The sequence below is a fragment of the Desulfobaculum sp. genome, from assembly GCF_054921475.1.
Map to the genome: position 1 here is coordinate 1 of NZ_JBUDSW010000159.1, position 8,608 is coordinate 8,608.

6 protein-coding genes are annotated in these 8,608 nt (G+C 63.1%); 3 read left to right on the forward strand and 3 right to left on the reverse strand.

All coding sequences use genetic code 11. The annotated features are described in order from the left end of the window. Positions 1-1,179 (forward strand): asparagine synthetase B family protein (locus tag ACY69P_RS10940; protein ID WP_462327492.1); only part of this gene is annotated, 1,179 nt, incomplete at its 5' end. A gap of 111 nt (positions 1,180-1,290) precedes the next feature. Here the strand turns inward: ACY69P_RS10940 and ACY69P_RS10945 are convergent. Next, positions 1,291-3,228 carry a SpoIIE family protein phosphatase gene (locus tag ACY69P_RS10945; RefSeq protein WP_462327493.1) on the reverse strand — a complete coding sequence of 646 codons (1,938 nt, stop codon included), beginning with the start codon at positions 3,226-3,228 and terminating at the stop codon, positions 1,291-1,293. 109 nt (positions 3,229-3,337) lie between these two features. Next, a complete protein-coding gene (locus tag ACY69P_RS10950; protein ID WP_462327494.1) occupies positions 3,338-4,423 on the reverse strand; it encodes an EAL domain-containing protein in 1,086 nt (361 codons plus the stop codon). A 192-nt stretch (positions 4,424-4,615) separates the two neighbouring features. On the opposite strand from ACY69P_RS10950, the gene ACY69P_RS10955 reads away from it, so the two are divergent. Continuing rightward, entirely contained in the window at positions 4,616-4,822 is a 207-nt protein-coding gene (locus ACY69P_RS10955; RefSeq protein ID WP_404845242.1) for a hypothetical protein, read from the forward strand. A 99-nt stretch (positions 4,823-4,921) separates the two neighbouring features. Here ACY69P_RS10955 and ACY69P_RS10960 read toward each other — a convergent pair whose 3' ends face one another. Next, positions 4,922-6,055 carry a M20 family metallopeptidase gene (locus tag ACY69P_RS10960; RefSeq protein ID WP_462327495.1) on the reverse strand — a complete coding sequence of 378 codons (1,134 nt, stop codon included), beginning with the start codon at positions 6,053-6,055 and terminating at the stop codon, positions 4,922-4,924. A gap of 271 nt (positions 6,056-6,326) precedes the next feature. Between ACY69P_RS10960 and ACY69P_RS10965 the strand changes: the two genes are divergently transcribed. Beyond that, positions 6,327-8,168 carry a UbiD family decarboxylase gene (locus ACY69P_RS10965; protein WP_462327496.1) on the forward strand — a complete coding sequence of 614 codons (1,842 nt, stop codon included), beginning with the start codon at positions 6,327-6,329 and terminating at the stop codon, positions 8,166-8,168. Positions 8,169-8,608 lie beyond the last annotated feature (440 nt).

Genomic DNA, 8,608 nt, shown 5'->3' on the forward strand with positions numbered 1-8,608 from the left:
GTCCCGGCGGACGAGGGCGAGTATCTGGAGGAGCTGGAGCGGCTCTTTGCGCAGGCGGTGACGCGCCAGCTGGTGAGCGATGTGCCCGTTGGCGGCTACCTGTCCGGGGGGATGGACTCCGGCGCCATTACCGCCGTGGCCTCGCCGCGTTTGCAGGAGATGCGCACCTTCACCTGCGGGTTCGACATGCACTCGGCGTCCGGGCTGGAATTTGGCTACGACGAGCGCGAACTCTCGGAGCTGATGTCCTACCTCTTTCAGACCGAGCACTACGAGATGGTCCTCAAGGCGGGCGATATGGAGCGCGTTCTGCCTCGGCTGGCCGCCGCCATTGAGGAGCCGCGCGTGGGGCAGAGCTATCCGAATTTCTACGTGGCGCAGCTGGCCGGAAAGTTTGTGAAGGTGGTCCTCTCCGGCACGGGCGGGGATGAACTCTTTGGCGGGTATCCGTGGCGTTATTACCGCGCCGTGGTGAACCACGACTTTGAGGCGTACGTGGACAAGTATTACCTCTTTTGGCAGCGCCTCATTCCAAACCGCGCCATCCAGAGCGTGTTCGCCCCCATCTGGAAGGATGTCTCCCACGTGTGGACGCGCGATATCTTCCGCGATGTTTTCGGCCGCCGTCCGCCGCGTCTTCTGTCGCCGGAGGAGTACGTAAACAGCTCGCTGTACTTCGAGGCGCGGACCTTTTTGCATGGGCTTTTGGTGGTGGAGGACAAGTTGACCATGGCGCACGGGCTGGAAATGCGGGTGCCGTTTTTGGATAACGACCTTGTGGACTTTGCCATGCGTTTGCCCGTGTCCATGAAGCTGGGCAATCTGGGCGAGGTGGTGCGCATCAACGAGAATGAACCCGGCAAGCTCCGCCGCTTTTACGCCAAAACCCGCGACGGCAAGCTGCTGCTGCGCAAGATGATGGCCAAGCTGGTGCCGCAGGAGATTGCAGGCGGGGTGAAGCGCGGCTTCTCCGGCCCGGATGAGGCGTGGTTTAAGGGCGAGAGTCTTGACTATGTGCGCCGCACGCTCCTTGGCCGCGACGCCCGCATCTACGACTATATGGACCCGGCGGCGGTGCGCGCGCTGGTGGAGGAGCATTTGGACGGGCGTACGAACCGGCGCCTGTTTATTTGGTCGCTGCTCAGCTTTGAGTGGTGGCTGCGGACCTATTTGCCCTAGGCGCAGACCGGGCGGCGCGTCCTGCGTCTGGCCCAGAGTCCATCTGTACAGCGCTTTCTTCTGTTTCCCTCTCTACCATGGCTTTGGGGCGCGTCCGTGAGGTCTGCGCCGCTAGGGCGTGCTCTCCTCCGAGCCGTTGTAATCCAACAGAACAAGGGTGAGGTCGTCGCGTAAGGGGACGCCGTCGCCAAAGGCCATAACGTCCTGCACCACATGCTCCACCATTTCCGGCAAGGGCGCGTCGCGGTGGGCGGTGAGCGCCTGCGTGAAGCGTTCCATCTCGTAGAAGTCATGCTCGGCGTTTTGGTGCTCGGTGATGCCATCGGAGTACATGGCGATGCGGTCCCCCGCGGCGAGGGTAATTTCGCCCTCGGTAAAGGGCAACGCGCCGCTGAGGCCGATGAGCGGGCCGCCCTTGTCCAGCAGGGCGGTGCTGCCGTCGGCGCGCAGTACAATAGGGGGCGGGTGCCCGGCGACGGAATAGCGCAGGGTGCCTGTGCGGATGTTGAGCACCATGTAGAGGATGGTGAAGAACCGGTTGCCAAAGCGCGCCATGGGGAATTGCCGGTCCAGAAAGTCCATGACGATGGCCGGGGGCAGAATTTCCCACCCGCGTTGGGGCGGGGGCTTGCGCCGCGCAAGGTATTGCGGCTCCAGCACCTGCGAGACGGAAACCGCCACCAGCGCGGCGGGGACGCCATGCCCGCTGACGTCCAGCACGTAAAAGGCGTAGTGCTCGTCGTCCAGCTGCACAATGTCGAAAATGTCGCCGCCGATGTGTTCGCTGGGCATAAAGTTCCAGTGGATGTCGAAAAACGGCGTCTGCGGCGGCGCTGGCGGGATGAGGCTTTTTTGGATTTCCGCCGCGGCCCGCAGGTCTTCCTCCAGCCGCGCCTGCTTGTGGCGCAGGTCGTTTTCAATGAGGCGGCTGTGGGTGACGTCGCGGATGATGCCCTGCACCACCTGACGGCTAGGATATTCAATGATGTTGGCGGTTATCTCCGCCCAGAAGGTTGTGCCGTCCTTGCGGCGCAGTTGGGTCTCAAAGTGTGTGCTTCCCTCGCGCGCCACGTGCTTGACGGCGTTTTTCCCTTCGTGCTTCGTCTCGTTCGTACTCAGAAAAGTGACGTGCTGGCGGATCATCTCCTGCCGGCTGTAGCCAAACATGTCCTGCGCCTTGACGTTCACGTCCAGAATCTCGCCCTCGGGAGTGTGGATGATGATGCCGTCATTGCTGTGGCGAAACAGCGCGCTGTAGCGTTCTTCGCGTTCTGTCAGGCCCATCTCGATGAGCTTTTGCCGGGTGATGTTCCGGCGCATGATGATGTAGTGCGACGGCTCGCCCAGCGCGTTGGTCATGGGGACGATGGTTTGCTCCTCGTGGTAGATGCCGCCGTCCTTGCGGCGTGAGGCTATCTCCCCCGTCCATGTGCCGCCGGAGCGGATGGTGCTCAGGATGCCTTGGTAAAATTCTTCGTCATGCTCGGGGGAGCGCAGCACCTTGCCCCCCGTGCCAAAGACCTCGTCCAGCCCGTAGCCTGTGGTCTCCGTAAACATGGGGTTCACCCAGATGATGCGCATATCCGCGTCCGTGATGATGATGGAGTAGGGCGCGGTGATAAGGGCGGTCTGGTACAGTTGAAACTGCTCAAAATCGAATTGGTCCGGCAGGTCGCGGATGCCCAGCATGATAACTGGGCCGTGTTCGGTCATAAGGCGCGAGCCCGTGACCTCCACCGTAACAATGCCCGACGGCGTGGTGAGGTTTACCACCTCGCGCGTGGCGGTTTTGCCTTCAAGCAGGGCGGAGAGGGGGTGCGCCGCGCGGGGGAGGACGGCGGCGTCCTTGCGCATGGGCAGCAGTCTGGCAATGTCGCGCCGGACAATGTCGCTCTGCGCCTGCTGCGTGAGGGCGGCAAAGGCCGCATTGCACCAGATGCCCTGCCCGTTGGCCCCCACGAGGACAAAGGCGTCCTCAAGGCTGTCAAGGGCCTGCTGGAGCAGGCCGAGGGTGAGGCTGGGGGCGGTGGGCGCTTGCGGCTGAGACATAGTGGCTCCTTATGGACGAAGACGAAGCGTCAAGGGAGTATACCACACTGCGCCCTGTGGCGCGCAAGGGGCGCGTGTTGTGCAGGGTGGCGGCTGGCCCGGCGAGCGCTTAGGGGAGAATGGGGCGCGGCGGCGTGGCGTCTGGCCGGGCAAAAAGGTAGCCCTGCACAAGGTCTGCGCCGTTGTCCTTCAGCCACAGCCACTCCTCGCGCGATTCCACGCCCTCGGCAATGATGCGCACCTTGAGCTTGGCCGCAAGGTCCAGAAGATTCTTGGTGATAACGGCCTTGTACGGGTCGGCGTGCACGTCGCGCACGAGTTCAAGGTCCAGCTTGATGTAGTCCGGTTGCAGCTGCGCCAGAAGATTCAGCGAGCTGTACCCCGCGCCGATGTCGTCAAGGGCCACGCCAAAGCCGCGCTCCTTGTAAAAGGAGAGAATTTTGACAAGGTGCTTGGTGTCCTTGACCTGTTCGGACTCCACCACCTCGAAGGTCACTTGCTCCGGGCGGATATTGTACCTGTTGATGGCGGCTAGGGTGGTTTGCAGGCAGAATTCCGGCGCGTAGATGGCGGTGGGGATGAAGTTGATGAAGATATTGCCGGTAATGCCCGCCATGGCTGCCCCGCGTACCGAGGCAAGGCGCGCCGCGCGGTCGAGGTTGAACATAAGGTCCGCCGCACTGGCGATGGAGAACATCTCGCCGGGCATGATGAGGCCGTCTTTGCCTTCGCCCCGCAGCAGGCACTCGTACCCGAAAACCTCGGCAGGGTCGGCGCAGGAGACGATGGGCTGGAAGTGGGTGACCAGCTTGTCCGCCTGAAGCAGGTCAATAAGCCACTCCCCCTGAATGCGCGAGGTCAGCACCGACAGCGGCTCCATCTCTGTGAGATGATAGACCGTGAATTCGTCCTCTTCGCCAAGGATAAGGCACTTGGTGTCTTCCTGTTCCGCAAAGCTGAGGGTGCAGAAATATTTTGAGCACAGGTTCTTGAGGTCGTTCTTGTGGAAGGAAATGACGTAGATGTTGGGCAGGGGCTGTTCATAGCGAAAGCCCAACGAGGTGAGAAAGCTCTCAATCACCTGCCCGGTGTGCGAAATGGGCGGGACAATATACAGCACGCCGCGCTCGGGCAGGGGGGAAGGAAGCGTTTCACAGCGGCTGCATGTGCCGTGTTCTTGGTCCTGATGGGGCATGCGTGGCTCCTTGCGCGTCTGGTTCGTGCTCAATAGTATTATGACTATCGGAATTGCACTTTTCCGTCCAGACTGGGCAATGCGGATGGGTGCCCACGCGGCAGTCCGGGCCACTTTGCATGCCGGGGCTGGCGTGGTAGCATCGCGCCAATATTCAAGAGGAAACAAGACAGTAAAACAGGGAGAAGCGCCATGCAAAAGCTCGAACGCGACTACAAGGGCTGGACCATCCGCCTGACGCCGGACGGTGAATTGTGCTCGGAATTCGCCATGGTTCTGCTCAATCCCGAGGGCGAAGAGGTGAAGCACGTCAAAGCCGCCGGCGCCACTGAGGACCGCGCCTTTGAACGTGGGCAGGAAATGGTGGATATGGAACTCGCCATCGCCGGCCAGCAGTAACCCCGCCCCCTGCCTGCGCGGCCCTGAAAACACACGGCGCCGCCCACGCGCCAAAGCGCAGGCGACGCCGGAGTGTGCTGGTATGGGCGCTGGCGGTGTTTACGCCTTGGCGCTTTCCTGCGGCTTTGCGGCAACGGAGGCCGCTTCGGACAGGAAGGCGTCCAGCCGGTCCGTCAGGTCTTGCAGGGAGTCGAGGCACAGGTGTTCATTGGGGCCGTGCTGGCTCATCTCGCCCTGCGCGCCCCATATAACGGCGGGGACGCCGCTGTCCGTCAGGAAGCGGGCGTCGCTTGCGCCGTGGGCGAATTCGGCCTCAAGGCCGGGGTTCTGCGCACGAAGCAGGTCCAGATAGGGGGACGCGCCCGCGTAGAACATGGGCTCGCGCGCCAGCACGTCAATGGTGCCGTGGGTGGCGGCGTCCATTTGGGCCAGCAGGTCGTCCACATCGTCATGCTCGGTGTAGCGGATGTCGATGATGGCTTCTGCAGTGCCGGGGACCTTGTTGGCGGCGTCCTTGCCCGCGCGGACGATGCCGAAGTTCATGGTGCGGTGCCAGTGGGCGTCGTCGTCCCCCATGGGGAAGAGCGCCTTCAGGGCCGCGTAGTCCTCCACCAACAGGTCAAAGGCGCTTTCGCCCAGCCACGGGCGCGCGCCGTGGGCGGCGGTGCCGTGGGTGGTCAGGCGCACATCAAGAATGCCCTTGCCTTTGGTGACCACACGCTGCGGCGCGCCGCCGTCGATGGCAATGCTGAAATCCGTGGAGATGCGGCGCAGAACCTTGCCCGCGCCGTCGTGCCCGCCGCGCTCCTCGTCGCCGGTAAACAAGAGGCCGAAGGGCATGTCCGCAAGGCTGCCCCCGGCGGCCCGGATGGCTTCCAGATGTTTTTTGAACAGCGTCAGGGACATGGCGACGGCGTATTTGTCGTCAATGCTGCCGCGGCCGTAGAGGTTGCCGTCCTTGATGACGGGAATGAACTGCTCCTCGCTGTCGGCCGCGACGACGTCAAAGTGGGCCATGAGCAGCACCGGGGCGTAGCGCTCCTTCGGCAGGGCGGCGACGCAGGGCACGCCGTTGAAGGAAAAACGCTCCGGCCGCACACCAAGGGCGCTGATGTATTCCGCAATGGCGTCGGCGCAGGCCGTGATGGCCTCCGGGTGCGCCGCCGTGGACGGAATGCGCATGAGGTCTTGGGTGAGGTCGAGGATGTGTTGCACGTCGTCGGAAAGTTGCATGCTTGTGCGCCTTGTTGCTGCGTCGTGGTGTCCCGCTGTGTGGGAGGGGCGCAGGTTGTGGTGAGCGATGGTTTGGGGCCGGCCAAGGCCTTCACGAATAGCCCTTTTGCGCAGGCCCTGCAAATGCCTGAAACGGCAGTATTGTCGCTTTGCGGACGGTTTTGACATTCTTTCAAGACAAAAGGATACCAGTCACTTGCCAAACAGGGCCCCCTTGGGGCAAAGAATTGCGGCACAGGTTACACCGAGCAAACCTTGAAACGGGGATAGAATGGGCTACACGAATTTGCAGGATTGTCTGAGCGACCTTGAGGCGCGCGGCGAACTGGTCCGCATCGATACCCAGATGGATCCGTCCATCGAAATCGGAGCGGTGCAGCGCCGGGTGTTTGAAGCCGGAGGTCCGGCGCTCCTGTTTACCAACGTCAAGGGAACCACGTTCCCCATGGCGGCCAACGTCTTTGGCACGTTGGACCGCGTCCGCTACATCTTTCGCGACACCTTGGACACCGTTGAGCGCCTTCTCAAGCTCAAGGTGGACCCTTTTGCCGCGTTGAAGCGGCCGTGGCAGTACCTTGGCGCGCCCCGCGCCATGTGGAACTCCATGCCCCGTACGGTGCAGGAGGGGGCTGTCCTCGCCAACACCACCACCATTAGCGAGTTGCCGCACCTGAAGTCGTGGCCTATGGACGGCGGCGCCTACGTCACCCTGCCGCAGGTCTATACCGAAAGCCCCAAAAAGCCGGGCTACGCGCGCTCCAACCTTGGCATGTACCGCGTGCAGTTGACGGGCAACGACTTTGAAAAGGATCAGGAAGTGGGCTTGCACTACCAGATCCACCGCGGCATAGGCCACCACCACGCCGAAGCCATCGACCGCCGCGAGCCGCTGGACGTCAACGTCTTTGTCGGCGGCCCGCCTGCCATGACCCTTGCGGCCATCATGCCCCTGCCCGAAGGCATTGCGGAGCTGTTGTTTGCTGGCGTGCTGGGCGGCCAGCGCATGCGCATGGTGCGCCGGGGCAAGGAGCTGCCCATCCTTGCCGAAGCGGATTTCTGCATCTGCGGCAAGGTGTACTCCACGCACCAGAAGCCGGAGGGGCCCTTTGGCGACCACCTTGGCTACTACAGCTTAAAGCACGATTTTCCCGTCCTGCATGTGGAGAAGGTCTACCACCGCGACGGCGCGGTGTGGCCGTTTACCACGGTGGGCCGTCCGCCGCAGGAAGACACCATGTTCGGCACGTTCATCCACGAACTCACCGCCGAGCTTATCCCTTCGGTCTTTGCCGGTGTGCACGAGGTCCACGCCGTGGACGCCGCGGGCGTGCATCCGCTGCTGCTGGCCATTGGCAGTGAGCGCTACGTGCCCTACGCCGAGGAACGCATCCCACAGGAGCTGTTGACCTGCGGGCTGTCCCTTCTTGGCAACACGCAGACGTCGCTGTCCAAGTATTGCCTCATTGCCGCGCGCGAGGACGACGACGCCCTGACTGCGCACAACGTGCCGGGATTCTTCCGCCACATGCTGGAGCGCACGGATTTTACCCGCGATCTGCATTTCATCACCAGAACCACCATGGATACGCTGGACTACTCCGGCATCAGCCTGAATCAGGGCTCCAAGCTCCTTTGGGCGGCCACCGGCCCGAAGCGGCGCGACCTTGCCTATGAGTTGACCGGGCATCTGCCGCTGCCGGAAGGCTTTAGCGAGCCGCGCGTCTTCGCCCCAGGCATTCTTGTGGTGCAGGGACCGGCCCACGACAAGGGGCGCGACCAGCACGACCCGCGCATGCGCGAGATTGCAGAGGCGCTGGAGCACGCTGAGGGGCTGGACGGCTTCCCGCTCATCGTCGTGGCGGATGACAGCAGCTTTACCGTGGAGGACTGGAACGCCTTCCTGTGGGTGACCTTCACCCGTTCCGACCCGGCCACGGATATGTACGGCGTGCATGAGTTCACGCACTGCAAGCATTGGGGCACGCGCGGCCCGCTCATTGTGGACGCCCGCCTCAAGACCTACCACGCTCCGCCGCTGGAGCCGGACCCGGATGTGGAAAAGCGGGTGGACGCCCTCGGCGCGCCCGGTGGACCACTGCACGGCATCATCTAAACGCACAGCGCCGCGGCCCGGATTCGGGTCGCGGCGCTTTTTCGTATCGGGGACGGGCGTGGTTGAGCGGTGCCGGTGGCCAGTCCGGCGCGGTGGTGATGCTGATGCCCCTCCATGCCAACCGCTGCGGGGCGGCGTGGTGCTGCTGGGGCGGAGGGCAGTGTGTTCTTATGGCACTTAGGGGGGAGAAGGGTATGCCGAGCGTCTTGTGGTGCGCTTACGCCGGGATGGGGCTTTGCCACGCCAGGCGCTGTCACGCGGTGTTCCCGCGATGGAGCGCGCCGTATCGCCCTCCGGGCACATCGCAGTGCGGGGCGGAGGCTGAACGCGGGCGGCGCGCAAAATGCCGTTAAGGGATGCGTTATCATGGAGTAGGCACCGATTCCGCAGCCAGCCTGCTGTAAAGAAGACTCCGTCGTGATGTACACGGCCCCGAAATG

Coding starts and splice junctions, on each gene's coding strand:
- ACY69P_RS10965 (WP_462327496.1), top strand. CDS start 6,327: ATGGGCTACACGAATTTGCAGGATTGTCTGAGCGACCTTGAGGCGCGC.
- ACY69P_RS10950 (WP_462327494.1), bottom strand. CDS start 4,423: ATGCCCCATCAGGACCAAGAACACGGCACATGCAGCCGCTGTGAAACG.
- ACY69P_RS10945 (WP_462327493.1), bottom strand. CDS start 3,228: ATGTCTCAGCCGCAAGCGCCCACCGCCCCCAGCCTCACCCTCGGCCTG.
- ACY69P_RS10955 (WP_404845242.1), top strand. CDS start 4,616: ATGCAAAAGCTCGAACGCGACTACAAGGGCTGGACCATCCGCCTGACG.
- ACY69P_RS10960 (WP_462327495.1), bottom strand. CDS start 6,055: ATGCAACTTTCCGACGACGTGCAACACATCCTCGACCTCACCCAAGAC.